General features: G+C 72.8%; 18 protein-coding genes and 1 riboswitch. Of the genes, 13 read left to right on the top strand and 5 right to left on the bottom strand.

The features are described from left to right. Positions 1-63 precede the first annotated feature (63 nt). From ACFYM2_RS09560 to ACFYM2_RS09530, 7 genes are all read left to right on the top strand, one after another. The gene (locus ACFYM2_RS09560) at positions 64-1299 is read left to right on the top strand and encodes an SLC13 family permease (protein ID WP_359005483.1); all 1236 of its coding nucleotides are present in this window, start codon (positions 64-66) and stop codon (positions 1297-1299) included. 9 nt (positions 1300-1308) lie between these two features. Beyond that, entirely contained in the window at positions 1309-1821 is a 513-nt protein-coding gene (locus tag ACFYM2_RS09555; protein ID WP_388834754.1) for a universal stress protein, read from the top strand. A gap of 222 nt (positions 1822-2043) precedes the next feature. Next, on the top strand, positions 2044-2535 hold the full coding sequence (gene crcB / locus ACFYM2_RS09550; protein WP_359005401.1) for a fluoride efflux transporter CrcB: 492 nt from the start codon (positions 2044-2046) through the stop codon (positions 2533-2535). Then, on the top strand, positions 2532-2879 hold the full coding sequence (locus ACFYM2_RS09545; RefSeq protein ID WP_388459338.1) for a DUF190 domain-containing protein: 348 nt from the start codon (positions 2532-2534) through the stop codon (positions 2877-2879). The genes crcB (ACFYM2_RS09550) and ACFYM2_RS09545 overlap by 4 nt, the downstream gene beginning before the upstream one ends. Beyond that, entirely contained in the window at positions 2876-3250 is a 375-nt protein-coding gene (crcB, locus tag ACFYM2_RS09540; protein ID WP_359005406.1) for a fluoride efflux transporter CrcB, read from the top strand. Before ACFYM2_RS09545 ends, crcB (ACFYM2_RS09540) begins: the two co-directional genes overlap by 4 nt. A gap of 178 nt (positions 3251-3428) precedes the next feature. Continuing rightward, a complete protein-coding gene (locus ACFYM2_RS09535) occupies positions 3429-4046 on the top strand; it encodes a phosphatase PAP2 family protein (RefSeq protein ID WP_359005408.1) in 618 nt (205 codons plus the stop codon). A gap of 70 nt (positions 4047-4116) precedes the next feature. Further along, a complete protein-coding gene (locus ACFYM2_RS09530) occupies positions 4117-4803 on the top strand; it encodes a hypothetical protein (RefSeq protein ID WP_388834750.1) in 687 nt (228 codons plus the stop codon). A 202-nt stretch (positions 4804-5005) separates the two neighbouring features. On the opposite strand, the gene ACFYM2_RS09525 is transcribed toward ACFYM2_RS09530, so the two are convergent. Continuing rightward, positions 5006-5629: an RraA family protein gene (locus ACFYM2_RS09525; RefSeq protein ID WP_388834747.1), complete on the bottom strand. Its 624-nt coding sequence runs from the start codon at positions 5627-5629 to the stop codon at positions 5006-5008. A gap of 688 nt (positions 5630-6317) precedes the next feature. Next, positions 6318-6502: riboswitch (cyclic di-AMP (ydaO/yuaA leader) on the top strand. A 2-nt stretch (positions 6503-6504) separates the two neighbouring features. On the opposite strand from ACFYM2_RS09525, the gene ACFYM2_RS09520 reads away from it, so the two are divergent. The 3 genes from ACFYM2_RS09520 to ACFYM2_RS09510 all read left to right on the top strand — a co-directional run bounded on the left by ACFYM2_RS09520 (position 6505) and on the right by ACFYM2_RS09510 (position 10399). Continuing rightward, positions 6505-7290 carry a transglycosylase SLT domain-containing protein gene (locus tag ACFYM2_RS09520; RefSeq protein WP_388835118.1) on the top strand — a complete coding sequence of 262 codons (786 nt, stop codon included), beginning with the start codon at positions 6505-6507 and terminating at the stop codon, positions 7288-7290. 271 nt (positions 7291-7561) lie between these two features. Continuing rightward, complete coding sequence (locus ACFYM2_RS09515) at positions 7562-8014, top strand: STAS domain-containing protein (RefSeq protein ID WP_388459333.1); 453 nt, start codon at positions 7562-7564, stop codon at positions 8012-8014. A 198-nt stretch (positions 8015-8212) separates the two neighbouring features. Then, a complete protein-coding gene (locus ACFYM2_RS09510; protein WP_388834744.1) occupies positions 8213-10399 on the top strand; it encodes a DUF4157 domain-containing protein in 2187 nt (728 codons plus the stop codon). Between the two features lie 18 nt (positions 10400-10417). Here the strand turns inward: ACFYM2_RS09510 and ACFYM2_RS09505 are convergent, their stop codons facing one another. Next, positions 10418-11128 (bottom strand): HAD family hydrolase, encoded by a 711-nt coding sequence (locus ACFYM2_RS09505; RefSeq protein ID WP_388834742.1) that lies wholly within the window; start codon positions 11126-11128, stop codon positions 10418-10420. Positions 11129-11371: 243 nt separating this feature from the next. Between ACFYM2_RS09505 and ACFYM2_RS09500 the strand changes: the two genes are divergently transcribed. Then, a complete protein-coding gene (locus tag ACFYM2_RS09500; protein WP_388834739.1) occupies positions 11372-12982 on the top strand; it encodes an adenosine deaminase in 1611 nt (536 codons plus the stop codon). Positions 12983-13299: 317 nt separating this feature from the next. Here the strand turns inward: ACFYM2_RS09500 and ACFYM2_RS09495 are convergent, their stop codons facing one another. From ACFYM2_RS09495 to ACFYM2_RS09485, 3 genes are all read right to left on the bottom strand, one after another. Then, positions 13300-15450, bottom strand: coding sequence for a beta-galactosidase trimerization domain-containing protein (locus ACFYM2_RS09495; protein WP_388834737.1), 2151 nt, complete (start codon positions 15448-15450; stop codon positions 13300-13302). A gap of 133 nt (positions 15451-15583) precedes the next feature. Next, complete coding sequence (locus ACFYM2_RS09490) at positions 15584-17680, bottom strand: glycoside hydrolase (RefSeq protein ID WP_388834735.1); 2097 nt, start codon at positions 17678-17680, stop codon at positions 15584-15586. Between the two features lie 260 nt (positions 17681-17940). Further along, positions 17941-18585, bottom strand: a complete 645-nt coding sequence (locus ACFYM2_RS09485) for a PAS domain-containing protein (protein WP_359005435.1) — start codon at positions 18583-18585, stop codon at positions 17941-17943. Positions 18586-18703: 118 nt separating this feature from the next. On the opposite strand from ACFYM2_RS09485, the gene ACFYM2_RS09480 reads away from it, so the two are divergent. Next, positions 18704-21862 (top strand): cytochrome P450, encoded by a 3159-nt coding sequence (locus tag ACFYM2_RS09480; protein ID WP_388834733.1) that lies wholly within the window; start codon positions 18704-18706, stop codon positions 21860-21862. A gap of 145 nt (positions 21863-22007) precedes the next feature. Next, the gene (locus ACFYM2_RS09475; protein WP_359005441.1) at positions 22008-22976 is read left to right on the top strand and encodes an NADP-dependent oxidoreductase; all 969 of its coding nucleotides are present in this window, start codon (positions 22008-22010) and stop codon (positions 22974-22976) included. Positions 22977-23110: the final 134 nt, after the last annotated feature.

The raw sequence follows: 23110 nt of genomic DNA, 5'->3' as shown, positions 1-23110 counted from the left end.
CAGGGCTCGCCGCCGTGACCGCCCGTCGCCCGGAGGCCGACCCTGAGTACCGTCACCGCCGAGATCGTGTCGGCCGTCCTCCTGTTCGGCGTGCTCGCCTTCGCCGTCGTACGCCCCCGCGACTGGCCCGAAGCGGTCGCGGCCGTGCCCGCGGCGGGGCTCCTCGTGGCGCTCGGGGCGGTCTCGCCCACCGAGGCGTGGCAGCAGACCCGCGATCTGCTGCCCGTCGTCGGCTTCCTCGCCGCGGTCCTCGTGCTGGCCCAACTCTGCGACGACGAGGGCCTGTTCGCGGCCGCCGGGGACGCCGTCGCCCGGCTGTGCGGGGCCAGTGCCCAGCGTCTGCTCGGCGGCGTGTTCGTCACCGCCGCGCTCATCACGGCCGTCCTCAGCCTGGACGCGACCGTCGTGCTGCTCACCCCCGTGGTGTTCGCGACGGCGGCCCGCGCGGGTGTCCGGGCCCGGCCGCACGTGTACGCCACCGCCCATCTGGCGAACTCGGCCTCGCTGCTGCTGCCCGTCTCCAACCTCACCAATCTGCTGGCGCTTGCCGCAGCCGGGCTCTCCTTCACGCGGTTCGCGGCACTGATGGCGCTGCCCTGGCTCGCCGCCGTCGCCGTGGAGTACGCGGTCTTCCGGGTCTTCTTCCGCGCGGATCTGGCGGCCGTGCCGGGCGGGGGCCGGGCGCGGGAGAACACTCCGGTGCCGGTGTTCACGGTGGTCGTTCTCGCCCTGACGCTGGCCGGGTTCGTCGTGACTTCCTTCGCCGGCCTCAGTCCCGCCTGGGCGGCGCTCGCCGGCGCGCTCGTCCTGGCCGTCCGCGCTCTGGCGCGGCGGCGCACCACGCCCCGCAAGCTGGTGGCGTCGGCCGGCATTCCGTTCTGCCTGTTCGTGCTCGCGCTCGGCGTCGTCGTCAAGGCCGTCGTGGACAACGGCCTCGGCTCCGCGATCGGACATCTGCTGCCCGGCGGCGACGGGCTGCCCGCGCTGCTCGCGGTCGTCGCCGTCGCCGCGGTCCTCTCCAACCTGATCAACAACCTGCCCGCCGTGCTCGCGCTGCTCCCCGTGGCATCGGCGGGCGGCCCGGGTCCGGTGCTCGCCGTCCTCATCGGCGTCAACCTCGGCCCCAACCTCACCTACGTCGGCTCGCTCGCCACCCTGCTGTGGCGGCGGATCCTGCGCGAACACGACGACGCGCCGGCGCTCGGTCACTTCACGCGGCTCGGTCTGCTGACCGTTCCCGTCACACTGGTCGCGTCGACCGCCGCGCTGTGGGCGGCGCTGCACACGATCGGAGGCTGACCGCATCCCATGAGCGTCATCATCTGGATCGCCGAGGGCACCTGGCCCGCGTGCGTGGCGGCCGCGCGCGAGCACGCGGCCGAGGGCGCCGAGCTCGTCCTGCTGCACGTCACCGACGACGCCGTGGCCGAGGCCGCGCACGGCGCGTTCGCCGGGCTCCTCGGCCGTGGCCACCGCGAACGCGATCCCGGCACCCGGCTCGAAGGCCTCGCGCGGGCCGCCACCGACGACCTCTTCGAGGAGGCCGAACGGCGCCTGGGCCGCCCGGCCCGCCGCCTGGACCTGCGCGGCCGCCCAGAACAGCAGGTCGTACGCGCCGCCGAGGGCGCCGAGCTCCTGATCTGTGCCCGTGACGGCGAGCGCGCCCACCTCGGCCCGCGCAGTCTGGGCCCCGCCACCCGTTTCGTCGTGGACCACGCGCCCTGCCCGGTCCTGCTGGTGTGGCCCGACGCGGCCCCCGCCATCGGCTCGCTGCCGCCGCCGCCCCCGCCGCCCCCGCCGCCCGGCCGCCCGGGCCCCTGACGCGCCGCCGCTCCGGCACCCGCTGGCGAGCGGCGGAGCGCGGACGCTAGCCTGAAGACAGGCGGTGGCCCCGGTGGGCGCGCCGCGCGGCGGTGGGGCCCGCCGTACCCCAGCCGCGGCACCGCGTCGCCAACGGTCCCTACTTGCGGGCCCGTGCGCCCGGATTTCCCGGCTCTCGAACGGAATGAGGACGGGGAGAGGCGCCCAGCAGGTAGGAGAGGTATGTCCAAGGGAGTCCAGCAGCCCGTGGCGGCCGACGGCCGCGCCGAGCCCGGCATCGACCCGGACCTGCCCCCACGGCGCGCCGGCGCCACCGCCCACCTGGGCCCGGTCGTGGCCGTTGTGGCGCTCGGCGGAGCCATCGGCGGCTGCGCCCGCTACGGAGCCTCGCTCCTGTGGCCCACCGCGCCGGGCTCCTTCCCCTGGACGACGCTCCTGGTCAACGGCGTGGGATGCGCGGTGATCGGCGTCTTCATGGTCGTGATCACCGACGTCTGGGCCGCGCACCGGCTCGTGCGCCCCTTCTTCGGAACGGGCGTGCTCGGTGGCTTCACCACCTTCTCGACCTACGCCGTCGACATCCAGAAGCTGATGGCGGACGGCAGGCCCCGCACCGCCATCGCCTACCTGGCCCTGACGCTCCTGACGGCCCTCGCGGCGGTGTGGGCCGCGGTGTGGATCACCCGACGAGTACTCGCCCGGAGGCAGCGATGACCGGTTCCGGCGGACGGGCCCTGCGCCTGACCATCCTCATCGGCGAGAGCGACCTCTGGCACCACAGACCCGTGTACACCGAGATCGTGCACCGCGCCCACGCGGCGGGGCTCGCCGGCGCCAGTGTGTTCCGTGGCATCGAGGGCTTCGGCGCCTCCTCCCGCATCCACACCCAGCGCCTGCTGTCCCTGAGCGAGGACCTGCCCGTGGCGGTGGTCGTCGTGGACGAGGAGCAGCGCGTACGGGCCTTCCTGCCCCAGCTCGACGAACTGGTCGCCGGCGGCCTGATCATGCTCGACGCCTGCGAGATCGTCCGCCACGGGGGACAGGAGAGCCCCAAGTGACCTGGCTGCTCGTGGCGTTGGGGGCGGCGGTCGGCGCCCCGCTGCGGTTCCTCACCGACCTCGCGGTGCAAAAGAGGCACGACAGCCTCTTCCCCTGGGGCACCTTCACCGTCAACGTCATCGGCTGTCTGATCCTCGGGACGCTGACCGGCGCGGTCGCGGCGGGCGCCGCATCCTCGCAGACGCAGCTGTTCCTCGGCACCGGACTGTGCGGAGCGCTCACCACGTACTCGACGTTCTCCTACGAGACGCTGCGGCTCGCCGAGGACGGGGCGAAGTTCTACGCTGCCGCGAATGTCGTCGCCGGCGTGGTGGCCGGGCTCGGCGCGGCCTTCATCGGCGTCACGCTCGCCGGGGCGATCTGGACCTGACACCGGCCGGTCCCCCCGCACCGCGCCCCGACGCAACCTGTCGGCACGGTGTAGCGTCTACGTGCCTGTAGACATTCATGTTCCGACCGCCGGGCCGTCACTCGCAGGACGCCTGATCGGCCTGCCCCGTTTCCGGCCGGGCGCGCCCGCCCACCGAACCTTCGGAGAACCGCGACCCATGACCAGTCCCACCACCACGACACAGGCCCTGGACGGCGCGTCCATCGACGGGGGCCTGTACGGCGACATCACCGACTTCGCCCGGCACACGCACTGGCTCAACGGCCCCGTGACCGTCTACACCAGCTACGGCGTCGGCCTGTTCGCGGTGTTCATGCTCATCGGCTGGTGGATCGCCCGGCGCAAGGACGCGTCCGTGATGGCGGCGGCGCTCGCCGCGCCGGTCGCGATGGTGCTCGCGTACGTGGTGAACGACGCGGTCAAGTCGGTGTTCACGGAGCCGCGCCCCTGCCGCGCCCTGCCGCACGACTTCCTGATCGAGAAGTGCCCGCCGCTGGACGACTACGCGTTCCCCAGCAACCACACCACGGTCGCGGTGGCCGCCGCCGTCGCGCTGTTCTTCGTCGACCGCCGACTCGGCGCCGTCGCGGCCGTCGCCGCCCTCTTCATGGGCGCGTCCCGGGTGTACGTCGGGGCGCACTACCCGCACGACGTGCTGGCCGCGCTGGTGGTCGGAGCGGTGATGGCCTTCGCCGTGACCTGGTCCGCGCGCCGGTACGCCGGGCCGCTGGTCACCCGGCTGCGCGGCGGCGCCCTCAAGCCGCTCCTCGCCTGAGAAGGCGCGGGCCGTTTGAGAAGGCGCGCGCCGCTGTCCCCGGCGGCCCTGACCCCCTAGGCTCGGCGATGTGCTGCGCATCGTCGACGAACTCGCCGGACCCGGTCCCCTGCGCGTCTGCGCCCATGTCCCCGCCGACGGTGCGGCGGGGACGGGACTGCGGGTGCTCCTGATCGCGGACGTGCTCGCGCGCGTCGTCGAACTGCGCGGCCGGGCCGTCCTCGTGGGCCGGACCGGCCCGGCCCCCCATGGGGCCCGGGCCGCCGGAGTCCGCCCCGCCGACGCCGAGGGCGGCCTGGAGGACATCACTGAAAGTCTCGGCGGTCCGCCCGCCGTCCACGTCACCAGCGGCACCCCCGAGGAGGCGTCCGCCGCCTGCCTGCGGGTCGGCGAGGCCGAACTGCCCGCCCTGGACGGCCTCGATCCGTCGGTGGTACGGATGGTCCTGCTCGGCCACCCCTACGAGGAACCGGTCACGGCCACGGCCGACGAGATCGACGACAGCGCCCGCACGCTCGCCCGCTGGCGGCGCGCCGTGGCGCACTGGGCAGGCCATCCGTCGAAGCCGATCCCGCCCGGCCTCAAGAGCACGGCGCGCGCCGCCCTGGACACCCGGCTCGACACCGGAACCGTCCTGCGCCTCCTGGCGGACCTGGAGACGGCGTCCGACGTGCCGGAGGGGGCCAAGTTCGAGACCTTCGCCCACCTCGACCGCGTCCTGAGCCTGGAACTCGTCCGCGAGGTGGGCACGGTCTGAGGGCGCGGGCCAGAGCGGAGCGCCGTCGCGTACGGTTCCGGCCTGCGGCCACGCGGCAGTTGGCCCGGGCCGGTCCTCAACCCCCCAGTGTGGCGCGGTAGTTGAGCCCGGGCCCGCTCGGCCGCGAAAGTCACTCAGCCGCGAAGCCCGCTCTGCCGCGAAATCCGCTCAGCCCCCGGAAGCCGCTCAGCGCGAAGCCCGCTCAGCCCTCGAAGCCGCCGTCGCTGAGGATCGCGTCGATCCGGGCGCGGTGCGCCCGCTCCCACGCGTCAAGGGACTCCTCGGCCTCCTTGGCCAGCTTGCGCCGGGCCTCGGTGAGCACCCGCTCCCAGTCCTCGCGAGGGGTGACCACGACACCCTCCTCGTCGGCCACCACCACGTCACCGGCCGCCACCCGCACACCGCCGCAGCGCACCGGGGCATTCAGCGGCCTGACGGCCTTTTTGGTGCCGGGAATGGGAATGACGCCCCGGGCGAAGACGGGAAAGCCCAACTCGCGTACCTCGGCGAGGTCACGGATGACGCCATCGGCCACGAAGGCGGCGATGCCCCGGCGTTGGGCGACCGCGCAGACGTTTCCGCCCGCCAGCGCGTAGTCCAGATCTCCCGATTCGACGACGACGACCGATCCCGGCTCGGCACGGTGGATGGCCGCGTGCAGCATGAGATTGTCGCCCGCAGGACACCGGACGGTGAATGCGGGACCGGCGACGCGCGGAATCGGGGACCACAGGGGACGCATTCCGATATCCATGACCTGGGCTCGCCCCAGAAGGTCGGCGAGAGTGGTCGTGGGAATCTTCTTGAATTCTTCGACGGCGTTCATTGTTCTTCCTTGGCGGAGGCGTGAGTTGGAGGGGAAGTCACCTGGCGGACGGCCGGGGCCGGGGGTCCGGACGGCGAATGCCGAAATGATCTCAGGCGATCTGATCCACCGCCACCATCCTTTTCCCGCCGGGGGATGCGGGCGGCACCTCCGGGCCGGCCGCCCGCCTCCGCGACCCTCCGGGGGCTCCTCTGCGAGGTCCGAGCAGGGGTCCGGGGGCCCATGAGTCGGGAAGGGACGACCGTGTCCACCGGATTCGCCACGCGTCAGCCGGCCGACGTAGAGGGCAACGGGTCCGAGTCGGCGACTCCTCGGTCGGCTGCCCGCCCGAGGCGGACCACCCACTTCGGCCACCCCACAGAGAGCGCGGAAAGTCCAATCTGTCCCAAATAGAACGCTATGGTGTTCCCTCCCTGCTCGAATAATGTCCTAATTGGGGCTATTGGGAGACCCTGGTCATTTTGCGGTACTCCCTGACCGGTTGCGCGTCGGCCGCGTGAATTGGGTCACTCGCCCGACGGGTAGTCAGCGAAGTCCGCGAGAGCATTTCCGTTCGGGCGCAAGAGAGTTGAGTGCCGGGTGGCCATGATCCACATTCCCGCTTTTCAGTGGATCAATATCGCGGGTCGGCATCCATGAATTCCGGCCTTGTTTCCGCTCGCCCTATTCGTTTAAGTTCACCGTCAATCCGGGTGGAACGCCGAATCCTGCCACCGTCCGGAAACCTCCCACACACGTATGGCAGGAGCGGGGGACCCAGGTAAGCCGCCGGTCCGGATTCCGGAACGGCTGGGGTGAAGCCGCGTGTGGCGCGGCCGGACATCTCCCGTCCGAACCCGACAGCTCACCTCGCAGGCGACGGAGAGGACATGACCATGCCTGCAAAGGGCAAGCACCGCCGGCCCAAGTCCAGCTCGTTCAGCCGGGGCCTCGCCGCCGCCGGTACGGGCGGCGCCGTACTCGCCATGCCGGTGATCGGCGCGACCACGGCCGGCGCCGCGCCGGCCCCGGCGCACTCCGCCACCGTGGCCCAGGTCGCGGCGGCCGCCAAGCCCGCCACGGTGGTGAAGGCGTCGCCCACGAGCTACGCCGTCGTCGCGGGCGACTCGCTGGCGAGGATCGCGGACGCCCTCGGCGTGAGCGGCGGCTGGAAGCAGCTGTACCAGGACAATCAGGGCGTCATCGGCAGCAATCCGGCCATGATCCACCCCGGTATCCGGCTCATCGTCAACGGTCCGGCGAAGGCGGCTGCGGCCCCCTCGGCCCGGAACGCCTCGGCCGACCGGGCCGACCGCTCCGTGCGCCCGGCCACGCTCGCCACCGCGACCGCCTCCTCGTACCCGAACAACCTCGACGGCTGGATCAAGCAGTCGCTCGACATCATGGGACGCGCGGGCATCCCCGGCACCTACGACGGCATCTACCGCAACATCATGCGCGAGTCCTCGGGCAACCCCATGGCGATCAACAACTGGGACTCCAACGCCGTGGCCGGCACCCCGTCCAAGGGACTGCTTCAGGTCATCCAGCCCACGTTCGCCGCGTTCCACGTGCCGGGCACGTCCACGGACCTCTACGACCCGGTCGCCAACATCACCGCCGCCTGCAACTACGCGGCCAAGACCTACGGGTCGATCGACAACGTCTTCGGCGCCTACTGAGCGAGGCGTTCCCAGGGCCGGGCACCCCTCACGGCGGGAGGGCGCCCGGCCCGTCCCGTGACCGCCCGGCCGGGGCCCGCACCGCGCCGTTGACGCGCGGGTTAGGGCGGCGCAAATTTTGTTCACCCCCAGGGCTGAACAATTTGAAGGCTGCACGTTTCTGCATACGTGCCTGTTCCTAGGGTGGTAGTGCGTCACCCCGGACCACGGTGACTGCCCGACGATCATGTACCCCGCAGGGGCGGGGATCCCTACTGGACCGGGAGCTGCCATGGGAACCACCGCTCGGCCGTCAGCCCCGGACCCCGTACCCCTTCCCCCGGGGCTCCTGCCGGGCCGCTGCCGCACCGCCCGCACCCATCTGGTGCGGGGCGTCACGGTGGTCGAGGTGTACGGCACCGTCGATCTGGCGTCCGCGCCCGACGTGGGCCGCCATCTCGACGCGGCCACCCACCCGGCGGGCGCCCGGGTGGTCGTGGACCTGCGCCCCGTGGACTTCTTCGACTGCGCCCTCCTCACCCTGCTGTGCCGCGCACACCGCAGGACCCGCGAGCGCGACGGAGGCCTCGGCCTGGTGTGCGTACGGCCGTGGCACCTACGGGTCCTCACGGCGGGCGGTCTCGACAGGCTGATCCGGCCGGCCACCACGGTCGAGGAGGCGGCACTCAGCGCCCTCGCCGGCCCGCCCGGCGCCGCCAACAAGCGCCGCGCGGGCGGCAGTTGACGTGCCGTACGGAGCCGGCCACGCCCCTCGGGTGCGTGACGGGCCGGGCGTGCGTGGCGGTCCGATGGTGAACGCTCTCCGTGAGGGGGCGGCGTGGAGACTGCCCCATCGACTGCCCTTCCGTACCTTCACCGCCGCATCCCGCGCTGATATGCACGTAACGCCGGACATCACGTCCCACCCACCAAAGGGGTTCACGTGCACGCGCAGGACAGCCAGCAGGGCCGATCCGTCACGCCCGGCGGTCCCGCGCCGAGGGCCGCCGAGCGCGCCGAGGCGGCGCCCGCCGGACGCGGCGGCGGCATCGGCGGGGCGTTCTCCGCCCAGCAGGTGCTCGCCCTTCAGCGGTCCGCGGGGAACGCGGCGGTGGCCGGACTGCTCGGAAGCGCGCCGGTGCAGCGCTCCTCCGTGCACGAGGTGCTGCGCGGCCCCGGCCGGCCGCTCGACTCGGACGTACGCGCCGACATGGAGAGCAGGCTCGGCGCCGACTTCGGGGACGTCCGGGTGCACAACGACGTCACGGCGCAGCGCTCGGCCGCCGAGATCGGCGCCCGCGCCTACACCTCGGGAAGCCATGTCGTGGTCGGCAGGGGCGGCGCGGACCGCCACACCCTCGCGCACGAGCTCACCCACGTCATCCAGCAGCGCCAAGGGCCCGTCGCCGGCACGGACACGGGGGAGGGCCTGAGCGTGTCGGACCCCTCGGACGCCTTCGAGCGGGCGGCCGAGGCGAACGCCACCCGGGCGCTCGCCGGGCCCGCCCCCGACGCCGAAGGGCAGCAGGAGCCGGTTCAGCGGGCGTGCCACGGCGCGGCGCACGCCCACCCCGAGGGCCAGGCCGTCGTGCAGCGAGCCGTCGGTTTCGAGTTCGAGGCGCAGTGGAACGTACGCCGGGTCGCCGACCCCGTCGCCGACGCCGCCCTGCGCGAGCGACGGGCCGAGGAGCGGGAGCGGTTGCTCGACGCCAAGCTCATGGGCCGGGCGCTCAAACCGGAGGCGAGGCAGCTGACGGAGGAGGAGAAGGCGGAACCGAGGGAAGTTCTCCGGGCCCGCTGGTTCGACGGGGACCTCCTCAACGCGGAGGGCGAACGCCGGTTGGCGCGGACCGAGTTCAGGCGACGCGGCGGCGCGCAGCGGGCGGCGACGGAGATGAGCCTCATGATCTCCAACGAGATTCCCGAGCCACCGCTGGTCGGCGAGAACCTGGGCAAGGGCCGGGGGCCCGAGGGGCTGGTGGTCAAGGGGGACAGGTTCGACCTGACCGCCGACGCCAGTCCGTCGGGCGGCTCCAACCTGGAGTGGGTGACCGACCCGCTGGACACCGTGGGTGAGGTCCGCTCCGTACTGGACCGCGTCACCAGCATGGCCCGCTACCTGAATGGGCGTCAGAAAGAACCCTTCATCCTGTCGGAGGACATCACCCAGGGCGGCGGCGTGCCCGTGCCGCATCTGCGCGTCTACCCCTTCCGAGGGGCGCTCGAATTCTCCCCGCAGACCACCGCGGGGATGCGTCTCGACCGGCTGCCGGACCTGATCGGCTACCTGTCCGACCAGGGCGCCAAGCCCAGGACGAATGCCCTGAGCGGCGCGCTGAACACCCTGCACGAGAAGGTCACCCACCGTGCCGAGCGGCGCCAGCAGGCCCGGAACGACCTCTTCGGCGGCGGCCTCGGCACCCTGCCCGTGGCCAAGGGGGGAGCGGAGCGCGCCGTGGCGGCGTTCGGCTCCACGGCCGCCCAGGACCTCTCCCTGTCCGCGAGCGACCTGGGCAGCCTGACGGGACTCGTCACGCATCTCGCCTCGTATGTCCTGGCGGGTGAGGCGTTGCAGCAGGGCGACAACGCCAAAAAGATCGCGGGCGGCCTCATGGCCCGCACCGACTTCGCCCGGAGCTTCGGTCTGCTACCGGGGCCCGTGCAGGAACACTTCCGCGAGCACCCGGGTCAATTCGTCGACCTGGTCCTGGATGCGGCGGGCCGCGGGGGAACCGGCAACGAGAAGCTGTTCGGGGCGCCGGTGGCGCGGGGGCTCGCTAACGACCGTACCGAGACCACGATTCTGCTGACGCGGGGCAAGTGGCTCGAGAACCTGCCCAACAGGCACGACCTGCTGAAGAACACCCAGTCGCTGACGGAACAGGAGCAGGAGACGGTCGCCGACGCGCCGGGCGCCCTGGCCGTGCACAAGTCGCTCGGCGCGCTGGGCGACGAGGACAACCGGGTCACCGTCAAGAAGGAGGAGATCCAGCTGATGGTGGCCGAGCTGCGCAGGATGAAGGACGGTGTGCCGGCGGAGAAACTGAAGCCCCTGGCGGTCGCCGCGTTCAAACTCATCGACCAGCTCAACCAGGGCAAGAAGCTCAGCTACGGCAAGAGGGAGGACTGACCGCCGGCCGACGCACCCTCAACTCACCGGACGTTGAACGCGGTTGAGGTGGCCCACCAGTTCACCGATGTGCGGGAGCGTGGCGATGCCCGGCGGCAGCGTGTCCGGTCGCGGCCGCTCGGTGATGAGGACGGCGGACATGCCGTGGGCGCAGGGGGCGATGGCGTCGTTGTCGGGGTTGTCGCCGACGAAGAGGATGTTCTCCGGCGGGCAGCCCGCCGCGTGGGTCACCGCCGCGTAGAAACGCGGGTCCGGTTTGCGGATGCCGAGGGAGCTGGAGAGCACCAGCGCGTCGAAGCAGTCGGCGATCGCGGCCGCCCGGAGCGTCTGGAGGCGTACGGCGTGGGGGCGGTCGGTGTTGGAGGCGAGGACGCACGGCAGTCCGCTCGCGCGCAGCGCCCGCACGGCCCGCGCCGCCCGTGGATCCACCCGCGCGTCGGGCACCGCCGTGAACACCGCCTCGACGGCCAGGCGCAGATCCGGGATGGTGGCGCCGCAGTCCTGGGCGGCGCGGCGCATCCGGGCGGCGAAGGGGGTGCGTACACCCCGCGCGCGGTCGGTCAGCCGGAACCTGCGCGTCACGCCGTCGAAGCGGGCGGGGAAGGTGTCCGGGACCACCGTGCCCGGGAGCGTCCGCAGCGCTTCGGCCACCAACTGCCCGTCGGGGGCGGGTCCGCGTCCGGCCAGGGTGCCGACGAAATCCAGCGCGAGAACACGCACCTGTGCCATGGGAACGCCCTCCTTCCAGGCGCGTTCACCCTACTGAGCCGGTGCGCGGACACCCGGTTCATCCGCGTGCGTCGGGGCCGTGTGGGTGGCGGACTTCCCACGTGTGTGTGCGGCCCCTTTCCCACCCGAGCGCGCATGTCTCGGCTGACGCGGTGTCTGGCGAGGACTGAGGGGTGCCTCGGGGAGCCCGTGGTGTGATGCTGCCCGGATGTGACGCCGCGCGAACGAGGAGAGGGGCCGGTCATGGGGAAGTGGCGCAGGAGGCGGTGGGCGGTGGTGGCCGCCTTGACGGCTCTGGGGATGGCGGCGGGAGTGCTTCCGGCGGCAGCCGCCGCTCCGGCGGTGGCCGGTGGGCCCGACAACGAACTGGCCGCGGTCCAGGCGTACATGGGGCATCTCACGCACTCGCCCACCGAGCTCCGGCGTTTTCTGGCCGACCTTCCCAAGGGCGGCGATCTGCACCACCATCTGCAAGGCGCGGTACGCGCCGAATCGCTGATCGGCTACGCGGCGCGGGACGGGAAGTGCGTTGATGTGACGACCTGGGTCGTCGCGCCGAACGCCGGGCCCTGCGCCAGTGGCAGCCGTCCGGCGCGCGACGCCGAGGAGCCCGGGCCGTTCCGGCGCGACGTGATCAGGGCGTGGTCCATGCGGGACTTCGTCCTGCCGCCCGACGGTGACCCGGGGCCCGGGCACGACCACTTCTTCGACTCCTTCGGCAAGTTCGGGGCGGCCGCGACGGGCCACGACGCGGACATGCTCGCCGAGGCGGCCCGCGCGTCGGCCAAGGAACACAGCGGCTACCTGGAGACGCTTGTCACCCCGGCGGCCGGGCCGCTGAGCCGGCTCGTCGACCGCCTCCACCTCCAAGACCCCGACGCCGCCCATCTCGACGCCTTCCGTTCCACCCTGACCGCCGACCCCGGCTTCGAGGCGCTGGTCCGCCAGGCGGCCACCGACACCGACCGGAGCGTCCGCGACCACCGCGCGCTGCTGGGCTGCGACCGCCCCGCCGCTCCCCGGGCCTGCGACGTCGCCATCCGCTTCGACTACCAGGTGCTGCGCGCCCAGGACCCGCGTGATGTCTTCGCCCAGCTGATCCTCGGGTTCGAGCTCGTACGCCGACGGCTGGGCGGGTTCGTGGGAGTCAACATGGTCCAGCCCGAAGACGCGCCCATCGCGCTGCGGGACTACACGTCGCACATGAAGATGGTCGGCTTCCTCAAGGCCCGCGCACCCGAGGTGCGGGTCAGTCTGCACGCGGGTGAACTCGTCAAAGGACTCAAGGGAGTTGACGACCGCGACCTGAGCTTCCACATCAACGAGGCCGTTGAGGTGGCCGGCGCCGACCGCATCGGGCACGGGGTCGATCTCGTCCACGAGCGCGACCCCGAGGCGCTGACCGCCCGGATGCGCCGCCGGCACGTCCTGGTCGAGGCCCCCCTCATCAGCAACGCGCAGATCCTCCGCGTCAGCGGCGCGGCCCACCCCCTGCGGACCTACCTCGACCACGGCGTCCCGGTCGCCCCGGCCACCGACGACCCGGGCGTCAGCCGCACCGACCTGACCGATGTCTACCAACGGGGTGTCATCGAGCAGGGGTTGACCGTCACGGAGCTCAGGACACTGGCACGGGCCTCACTCGACCACGCCTTCGTCGAGGGCCGCGACCTGTGGGCGGAGCAGGACCGGTACGACACGTTCGCCCGGCCGTGCCGCGACGACACCCCCGACTCCCACCGCCGGCCGGGCCCCTCCTGCCGCGCCTTCCTGGCCACCAGTCCCAAGGCGGCGCTCCAGTGGAGGCTGGAGGCGGACTGGCGCGACGTCGCGATCCGGTACGCACACGGCTGAAGTTGCCGGTGTGGGCCAGCACCGGCCCCGCCAGGGGCGCGGGGAACTGCGCGCTCAGCCCAGCACGGCCCGCAGCCGGGGTCCCTGGGGCTCCGCCCCAGACCCCGTTCGCGCCTAAAGGGCGCTCGTCCTCAATCTCCCCCAAGGCCTTAAGGGCCAGGGGGGACCCCCATGACGGGCTGAAGTTGCCGGTGTGGGCCAGCACCGGCCCCGTCAGGGGCGCGGGGAACTGCGCGACCAGCCACGCACGGTCCGCAGCCGGGGACCGTCCGCGTCGCCGTGCTCGACCGAGGCACGCGCGGCAGGCGCCCCCGCTCCTACGTCATCGTGACGACCAGCATCGCGTACTGACTGACCGTCACATCGACCGCCGCCCTGCCGTCGACCACCTTCCACGGCACCGGGACCCGCGCCGGGGAGGGGGCGTCGGGGGAGCTGAGGGTGGCGGCGGTGACCTGTTTGCCGGCCGGGATGGGCAGCGAGACCACGCAGGGCGCCGGGGTGGTTTTGAACGGGGCCGGGCTCTCGCCGAAGCAGGTGAAGTTGACCAGCTGGACCACGGTGTCGTCGCCGAGATGGCTCAGCTCCAGATGGATGCGCGGGTCCCCGGTGAGCGAGACGGACGCCGGCGCCGCCGCGCGGACGGACGCGAGGAGCCGGTCCGCGCTCGCGGCGTCGGTGTGCGCCAGGTAGGACAGGCCGAGCAGATCCTTGACGTACCAGCACGTGCCCGCGCCGAACGTGTGGCTGTGCTCGGCCGGCAGGGGATCGGCCCTGCGCAGGCCCAGCACATCGGCGAGGGCGTACTCGGACCGGGCCCCGCCGAATTCGTCCAGGGCGGTCGGCGCGGGACCGGTGATGACGACCGTGCCGCCCGCGCTCACGAAGGACCGCAGCACCTGCGCCTCGGCGTCCGAGACCGCCTGGAGATTGGGCAGGCACAGGACACGGAAACGGGCGAGGTCGGCGCCGTCGAGCCCGGGGCTCGTCACGGTGTCGAACGGGATGTGCGCGTACACCAGCGTCTTGACCGTGCCCCGGAACTCGCCGAGCCACTTCTGCTGCGTACAGCTCTCCTCGGGGCTCTCGAAGCTCCACCAGTCGCTGACCCCGGCCGGCGGTGTGGTGTTCACGTACATCCCGCTGGCCTGGAGCGGGCTCACGTAGTCGCGGCTGGCCGAGGAGTGGTACACCCCGACCGCCGCACCGGGGGCGGCGTCGAACAGCTCCCGCTCGTGCGCCGCGGCGAACCCGTACATCCGGGTGCGCATCGCGGTGTCGGTGCTGTCGTTCTTGAACGGGCTCTTCACCTCGTACGGGTTGCAGCCCGCGGCCAGCAGTTCGGCCATCACCAAGGAGGCGTCGTCGGCCTTCCAGCCGTAGGAGAAGGCCCAGGCGGGCTTGGTCCCGCCGGCCGCACGCGCGTACTTGTACATCGACACCAGACAGATCCAGTCGCCGGCCGTGGCGTGCCGCATGCCGTCGTAGTTGCCGAGGATGTCCACCTCCCACACCTGGCTGACGCCCTCCGCGCGGCGCAGCTGGGCGCCGTCGAGGCCGGTCAGCACGGCGTACTGGTAGTCCATGGTGACGGTCTCGACGAAGGTGACGAGTTCGGGGTTGACGGAGCGGCCGGCCGCGGCGATGTCCAGCTGGAACTGGGAGAGGTTGCGGTGGCGCCACTCGACGTAGCGGCGAAAGCCCGGGTTGGTGAAGTCGGCCGTGCGGGGCAGTTCGAGGCCGGTGTCCGCGCGGAAGGCGCTCGCCGCCCAGGACGAGGCGTCGCACCAGCTGAGCGCCCCGTCGAAGTAGATGGGAACATCCGGCCAGATGGCATCGACGCCGGTCGCCGCGAGAGCGCGTACGCGGCCCAAGTAGTAGTCACGATAGGGCGAGTTGGGGCTCAGCCAGCAGCTCTCGTCGCCCGGGTCCACCCAGACGACCAGGCTGCCGTAGAAGACATTGGGGCTGCCGTCGAGTCCGCGCTGCACCCAGTCCTTGCCGTTGCTGTTCTTGTAGAAGGAGGGGCCCTTCTCCCCGCCGGCGCTGATGACTTCGAGCGAGGGGTAGTACATGACCACCCGCATCGCGTTGGCGTGTGCCAGGTCCGCGAAGCTCTTGACCTTTCCCATGTGCTCGGTGAACTGCTGGTCGGTCAGCCAGTTCGACAGGACGGTGTCGAGCTCGATCACGCTCGCGTTCTGGCCCTTGAGCGCCTTGATGACCGGCAGCATGTCGCGCTCGGGGTCGGCGTCGTCGTCGAAGGTGCCGTCCGCGATCCGGGCCCTTCTGGCCCAGTCGGGGAAGGTGATCGCGGCGGTGCCGGCGACCGCCGCCGTCTCGGTCCACGCGGGCGGGGGCCCGCCGCCGGGCCGGGAGGGCAGCAGACGCGCCGCCACCGCCATCCCGCCGACGCCGAGCCCCGTACGTAACACGGTGCGGCGGCTTGGTCCTGGTCTCGCGTTCATACCCGTGTCTCCCCTCGGTCCGTCCGGTACGACTCCGGCCCGGGCGAGGCATCCTGACGGTATGCCTCGGCCGGGGCCAGAGCGCCGTTTCGGCCAGCGCGGGCGGAGGAGCGGCGGGTGCGACGGGCCCGCGCTACGACACGATCTTCGCCGGGCACAGCCGGCGCGGCGCGCCGCCCTTCAGCGTCGCGTCCACGCAGCCGCCCGGGAGCCCGGCGTGGGCGGTGGCGCCGAAGTTCGCCGTGACGGTCAGGGTGCCGCCGCCGAAGACGGTCCGCTGCACACTGCGGTCGGCCGTCAGCCACGTGAACGACGTCAGCTCCTGGGTGCCCGCCGCCTGGTGGAGCGGGGCGAAGTAGCTTTGCAGCGCGGCCAGTTCGCGGATGTTCTGGTCGTTGTTCCGGTCCTGGTCAGTGAGTACGAAGTTCAGCGGGGTGTTGTAGAGCATCGCGAGCAGCGCCCTGTTCGTCTTCTCCTCGGGCAGCTTGCCGAAGGGCAGTTCCCAGCGCTCCCCATTGACCAGCGAGCCGTGCAGGGCGGTCTCGTACAGCGGAACCCGGTAGGCCGGGTCGTACATCGCCTTGAGCGCGTCGGCCACCGAGGCCCGGTGCTCGGGCTTGAAGTCGCTGACGCGGACGGGCTTGAAGAAGGTGTCCGGGGCCGCCGCCGGCAGATAGCCGCCCCACGCCGTGTCGTCCTTGGGCCGGTCGGACGTGGTGTCGAAATGGCCGGTCTCCATCGGCCAGAGGCGTCCGTCGACCACCGTGCCCGAACCGTGGTCGAAGGCCAGGACCTGATTGGCCCAGGATCCCGCGGCCTCCGAGCCGAGCACCAGCGGAGCGCGCCCGGCGGCCCGGGGATCGTACGTGCCCTCGGTCAGGCGCCGCATCCGGGCCAGCCGGTTGGCCCGGTCCCGCGCCATGGTCATCGGATGGGCGGCGTCGTGGTCGCGGAAGAGCTCGCCCGCCGCGTCCACGTCGAGGAAGTAGCTGTCGGCGCCGCCCGCCACCAGGGAACGCGTCCGGTCCGCGAGATAGTGCCGCTGGGGCTCGGCCTGCTCGAACGCCTCCGAGCTGAGGTAGCAGCCCTGATGGTGGAAGCCCGCCTGGGGCGTGCCGTCGGCCCTGCGGACGCAGAAGGAGGGGTAGACGCCGTCCGGCCACAGCGCGTTCGGGGGAGTGTCGGGGCCCTTGTCGCGTCCGTTGGCGAACGAGTCGTAGGGGCCCACGAGATATCCGGCTCGCCGCGCCGCCGCGATGTCCTCGCTCTTCATGGGGGCGTCGTCGGCGTCGTAGCCGAGCCAGAGCCGGGAGACGCCGAGCGCCTTGAGGCGTTCGATGGCGGGCGCCCGGCGGGCTCCGCCCCAGACGTAGGCGTGGAAGGCGCCCAGCAGTGCGCCGGTCTGAGGGTTCTCGCGGATCTTCTCGCCGAGGTTTCCGAGCGTGCCGTGCTCGCTGAGCCAGTGCCGGTAGTCGAGGGCGGAGGCCACGGGGGAGCCGTCGGTGAGGCTGAAGGCGACGGTGTACGTGCCGGTCGCGTCGGCGCGCGAGAAGCTGTGCTGGGCCGTGGCGCGCAGGCGTCCGTCCGGTGCGGCGTACGCCAGCGACGTGCCGATGTCGGTGGGTGCCAGGTAGCTCACACCGAGGCCGCCGCGCAGCGTGTAGCCCCACGCCGGGAGGGTGAGCTGGGAGGCCATGTCCTCGGTGGAGCCGACGAGTTGGGCCCGCGCGGAGTTCCAGAAGGTGTCGCGCACGGGCAGCGAGAGGCCTTCGCCGCGCGGGAGTTGGAGGGAACCGGCGGCGGGGTCGGCGCCGGTGACCGGCCAGCTCAGGCTCGCGTCCCGGTCCGAGGTGAGCGTGACGAGCAGCCTGCCGTGCTCGGTGTGTGCCTCGGCGCGCAGGCCCCGGGCGGGGTAGGACCATCGGGCGCCCCGGCCGGTCAGGGTCACGCCGCTCGGGCGGCCGGGAGCGTCGGCGGCGGGGTCCGACATCCCTACGGTGCGGCCGTCGGCGGTCCGGGCCGCCACGCGCAGGGTCGCGGGGTCGATGTCGGCCGTGCCGCCGCGCAGAGGGAGTTCGACGCGGCCGTCAACGAGGCGCGCCTGTGCGGGACTTGGGGTTCCGGCGTCGGCGGCGGGGGCCATGCCGGTGGCCAGGGCCGTGGTGACGGCGAGGGTGAGGAGGGTGCGGCGGGGGCGGGGGCGGGGCGGCTTCGCCGGGGTGGTGTCCATGGCGCAGTGATAGCGAGGAGCTGTAAGACCGTTCTAAGAACGCGGTGTCAACCGTGCGGTTGGCAGGCGAGGTTGCGGACTTACGTCCGGTGCCCCGTTTCGCGCCTTGAGGGCGCTCTCCTCAATCTCCCCAAGGCAGTTGAGCGCCAGGGGCCCCATGACGGGCTGAGGGTGCCGTCCAGGGGCCGCGTCGCATGCTCAGGGGCGCGGGGAACCGCGCGACCGGCCCCGCGCGGCCCGGGCATGGAAAACGCGACCCGCTACGACGTCGGGGCGGGGGGCCACTGGCCCGGGGCCAGGATGCCCAGTGCGTACGCCTTGGCCACCAGCGCCGTACGCCCCCGCACCCGCCAGCGCTGGGAGAGGCGCGTCAGGTGGTAGTTGACCCCGTCCACGGTCAGGCCGAGCGCCTTGCCGATGGCGGCCGTGGTCGCGCCCGACGCCGCGAGCGCCAGGATGCGGGCCTGCGCCTCGCTCACCGCACCACGCGGCGAAGGCGGCGGCTCGGGCCGTTCGTGCCGCACGTACAGCATGGCGAGGAGCACCGGGGGCGGGCCGGGCGCGCCCATGATCGGGTCGATGGTGAACTCGCCCTGGCGCTCCGCCCCGTCCGCGCCCGAGCGCCAGGTCACCTCGATGGGGTAGCGGGATGTCCGCCCCGTGCGCAGCGCCCTGACCAGCCGCTCGATCTGGTCCTCCGAGCGGGGCGTGAAGAGTTCGCGCAGAGAGCGCCCGCGCAACCGCCCCGGCACGGTGCCCCACTCGGCGGCCATGGCGGGATTGGCGACATGCACCTCCCCGTCGATCCGGCAGACCGCGATCGGCATCGGGATGCGGTCGAGCAGCGTCAGGAAGTGGTTGCGCCACGTGCTGATGTCCTCCATCGGCGCCTGTTCGTCGGCCATACCGCGTGTCCACCGCCTCCTGTCCGGCCCGTCCGCAAGTGCCGGACGCGAAAAACCACTGCACAATCATGCAGTCGGCCGCCGCGCGGCGGCACACCGGGCGGGTGAGGCTTGAACCATGACGGACACGATCCTGATCCCTACCGCCGCCAAGACCGCCGAAGCCGACGCGATCCCGCTCGTGGACATCACGGCCACCGGCCTCAGCGAGACGCCCATCCAGCAGACCATGGAGCTGGCGCGCGTGCACGGCCCGTTCTTCCGGCGCCGCCTCGGCGAACACCAGCACGTGTTCGTCGGTTCGCTCGCCCTGGTCACCGAACTCGCCGACGAGACGCGCTTTTCCAAGGGCATCTCGAAGATCCTCGACTACGTGCGGGACTTCGCGGGCGACGGCCTGTTCACCGCGTACAACGACGAGCCGAACTGGGCCAAGGCGCACGACATCCTCATGCCCGCCTTCGCGCTCGGCTCGATGCGCACCTACCATCCGGCGATGCTGCGCGTGGCACGCCGGGTACGGGACAGCTGGGACCGGCAAGCGGCCCGGGGCGCCTCGGTGGACGTCTCCGAGGACATGACCCGGATGACCCTGGACACCATCGGACTCGCCGGGTTCGGCTTCGACTTCGACTCGTTCGGCCGGAGCACCCCGCACCCCTTCGTCGAGGCGATGGTGCGCTGCCTGGAGTGGAGCATGCGCCGCATCGGCCGGAGCCCGGACGCCGACCACAGCGAGCAGGACCGGCAGTTCGAGCGGGACTCCGCCTACCTTTCCTCCGTGGTCGACGACGTCATCGCGGCCCGAAGGCGCGACGGGGGCACCACGGGTGAGGACCTGCTCGGCCTGATGCTGGGCGCCGCCCACCCGGCGGACGGCACCACCCTGGACGCGGCCAACATCCGCAACCAGGTGATCACCTTCCTCATCGCCGGCCACGAGACCACGTCGGGCACCCTCTCCTTCGCGCTTCACCACCTGCTGAAGGACCCGACCGCGTTGCGCCTCGTCCAGCGCGAGGCCGATGAGCTGTGGGGCGACACCGAGGACCCCGAGCCCACGTTCGAGGACATCGGCAGGCTGCGGTTCACCCGGCAGGTGCTGAGCGAGGCGCTGCGGCTGTGGCCCACGGCGGCCGCCTTCACCCGGCAGGCCCGCGAGGACACCGTGCTGGGCGGGCGCCTTCCGCTGCGCGCGGGCGACCTGGTCACCGTGCTCACGCCGATGCTGCACCGCGACCCCGCCTGGGGCGACAACCCGGAGCTCTTCGACCCCGCGCGCTTCACACCCGAGGCGGAGGCGGCCCGCTCGCCGCACGCCTACAAGCCGTTCGGGACCGGCGAACGGGCCTGCATCGGACGGCAGTTCGCGCTCCACGAGGCGACGATGCTGCTCGCGCTGCTCGCCCACCGCTACCGCTTGGTGGACTCGGCCGGCTACCAGCTGCGGATCAAGGAGACGCTGACCCTCAAGCCCGAGGGCTTCACCCTCTCCCCGGTCCTGCGCACCCCCGCCGACCGCGCCCTGAACCGGGCGGCGCTGCCCGCAGCCGGCGCCCGCGCCGAGACCGCGGCATCCGATCCCGCGCCAGGGCTGCCCACCCGGGTCCGTCAGGGCACCGGCCTGCTGCTCCTGCACGGCACGAACTACGGCACATGCCGTGCGTTCGCCGAGCGTCTGGCCGCCGAGGCCACCGCCCTCGGCCTCACCACCGAGGTCGCCCCGCTGGACTCCCACGCGGGTGGGCTGCCCAAGGACCGTCCCGTCGTCATCGTCGCCGCCTCCTACAACGGGCAGCCCACCGACGACGCGGCCCGCTTCGTGCGGTGGGTCGAGGAGGCGGAGCCGGGTTCGGCCGCGGCGGTGCCGTACGCGGTGCTCGGCGTCGGCGACCGCAACTGGGCCGCCACCTACCAGCGGGTTCCCACCCTCATCGACGACCGGCTCGCCGCCCTCGGGGGCGAGCGGCTGCTGCCCCGCGCCGAGGCCGACGCCTCCGGTGAACTCGACGCGGCGGTACGGCGGTTCGCGCTCGGCCTGCGAGACGCGCTGCTCGAACGGTACGGGGACCCCGACAGCGTGGGCGCCGCAGCCGCGCCCGTGGAGGTGGCGTACACCGTCACCGAGATCACCGGCGGACCCCGGCAGGCCCTCGCCGCGCGGTACGGCCTGCGGGAGATGACCGTCACCGAGGCCCGCGATCTGACGGCGCCCGGCCACCCCCGACCCAAGCGCTTCGTCCGCCTGGCCCTGCCCGAAGGCGTCGGCTACCGCACCGCCGACCACCTCGCCGTGCTGCCCGCCAACACCCCCGAGGCCGCGGCCCGCGCGGCGGCGGCCCTCGGCGTGGACCTCGACACCGTACTCAGCGTCCACGCGCGGGGCGCGGCCCCCGACGCCCTGCCGCTCGACCGCCCCCTGTCGGTACGCGAACTCCTCACCCACTACGTGGAGTTGGGGGCAAGGCCCACGCGTGAACAGATCGCCCTGCTCGCCGCCCACAACCCCTGCCCGCCCGAGCGGGCCGCCCTCGAACACCTGGCGGCGGACGACCGGCGCCCCCTCATCGACCTCATCGAGGACCATCCGGCGCTGCGGGGCGCACTCGACTGGCCGACCCTCCTCGACCTGCTGCCCCCGCTGCGCCCCCGCCAGTACTCGGTGTCCTCCTCACCCGCCCGCGACCCGCGGCACGCCGATCTGATGGTCGCGCTCAACCCCGGCGGCACCGGCTCCGGGCACCTGCACGCCCTGCGGCCCGGTGACACCGTGCTCGCCCGCGTCCAGCCCTGCCGCGAAGCCTTCCGCATCGCGCCGGACGCGGCGGAGCCGGTCATCATGATCGCGGCGGGCACGGGCCTCGCGCCCTTCAGGGGAGCCGTCGCCGACCGCCTGACGCACCGTCAGAGCGCCCCGGCCATCCTCTACTTCGGCTGTGACGCGCCCGATGCGGACTTCCTGCACGCCGACGAACTGCGCGCCGCCGAGCTGGCCGGCGTCCTCTCGCTGCGTCCCGCCTTCAGCGCCCCGGCGGACGGCGCGGGCCGCTTCGTGCAGCACCGCGTCACCGCCGACGCGGACGAGCTCTGGCCGCTCCTGGAGGCGGGCGCGCGGGTCTACGTGTGCGGCGACGGCAGCCGCATGGCCCCGGGCGTGCGCGCCGCCTTCCGCGAGCTGTACGCGCGGCGCACGGGCGCCTCGGAGCAGGAGGCCGAGAGCTGGCTGAACGGGCTGACCGCCGAGGGCCGGTACGTGGAGGACGTCTACGCCGGCTGAGCCGCGCGGGGGCCCCTCACCGGGCGGCCGGACCGCCCGGGAAGCGGGCCCACGCGGCGCACACCACAATCGTAGGGACCGGACGGGCGGCCGCCGCACGGCGGGCCGCCCCCGCCGCCCACCTCGACACCGGGAGAAGCACGCGATGCCCACCAGCTCCGCAAGCAGTGACAAGAGCACCATGAAGGCCATGACGTACAGCGCCTACGGGGACAACGGCGTGCTGAGCCTCACCGAGCAGCCCCTGCCCAAGGTGGGCCCGGGCGAAGTGCTGGTGCGGGTGCGCTGCGCCGCCGTCAACCCGGTCGACTGGAAGATCATGTCCGGTGGCCTCGACGGCATGATGGACACCGTCTTCCCCGTCGTCCCGGGCTGGGACGTCGCCGGTGTGGTGGAGCGCACCGGCATCGACACACCCGAGTGGAAGGAGGGCGACGAAGTCTTCGCCTATGCCCGCAAGGACTACGTCCACGGCGGCACCTTCGCCGAGTTCGTGACGGTCCCCGTACGGGCGCTCGCGCGCCGGCCGAAGTCCCTGAGCTGGGAGGAGGCGGCCGGTGTCCCGCTGGCGGGGCTCACCGCGCAGCAGACCCTCACCCGGCTCGGCACCGGCCGGGGCGACACGGTCCTGGTGCACGGCGCGGCGGGCGGTGTGGGCACGTTCGGCGTACAGATCGCGCGGGCCCTGGGCGCCCGCGTCATCGGCACGGCCTCCGAGCGCAACCACGACCGGCTGCGCGACCTGGGCGCCGAGCCCGTGACCTACGGCGAAGGCGCCGCCGACCGTGTCAGGGCGCTGGCCCCCGAGGGCGTGGACGTCGTGGTCGACTATGTCGGCGGCGTTCTCGACACCACCCGGGCCGTGCTGCGCGACGGCGGACGCCACGCCTCGATCGCCGACCCGTCCGTCATGGAGGCGGGCGGCCAGTGGATGTGGGTACGCCCCGACGGCGCGGGGCTCGACACACTCGCGGGACTCGCGGACGCGGGACAGCTCAAGGTCCCGGTCGCCGAGACGTTCCCCCTGGACCGGCTGGCGGAGGCGTTCGAGCTGAGCCGGACGGGTCACGCCCACGGCAAGATCGTGATCCGGGTCGGCGGGGACGCGGCGTAATCCGCGCGGCTCCCGGCCGGCCCCGGTGACGTGTTGGTGAACTCGGGGGTAAATCTGGACGCGCGGCCACCCGGATGCGCGTTCGGGTCCGGCCGGATGCCTAGCATGAGCGGCGTCGTCCTCCCACCGACACG

This window comes from Streptomyces sp. NPDC006711 (genome assembly GCF_042869775.1).
Classification (GTDB): domain Bacteria; phylum Actinomycetota; class Actinomycetes; order Streptomycetales; family Streptomycetaceae; genus Streptomyces.
The sequence above is the reverse complement of the archived record's forward strand: the minus strand, read 5'-3'. Positions and strand labels throughout refer to the sequence as shown.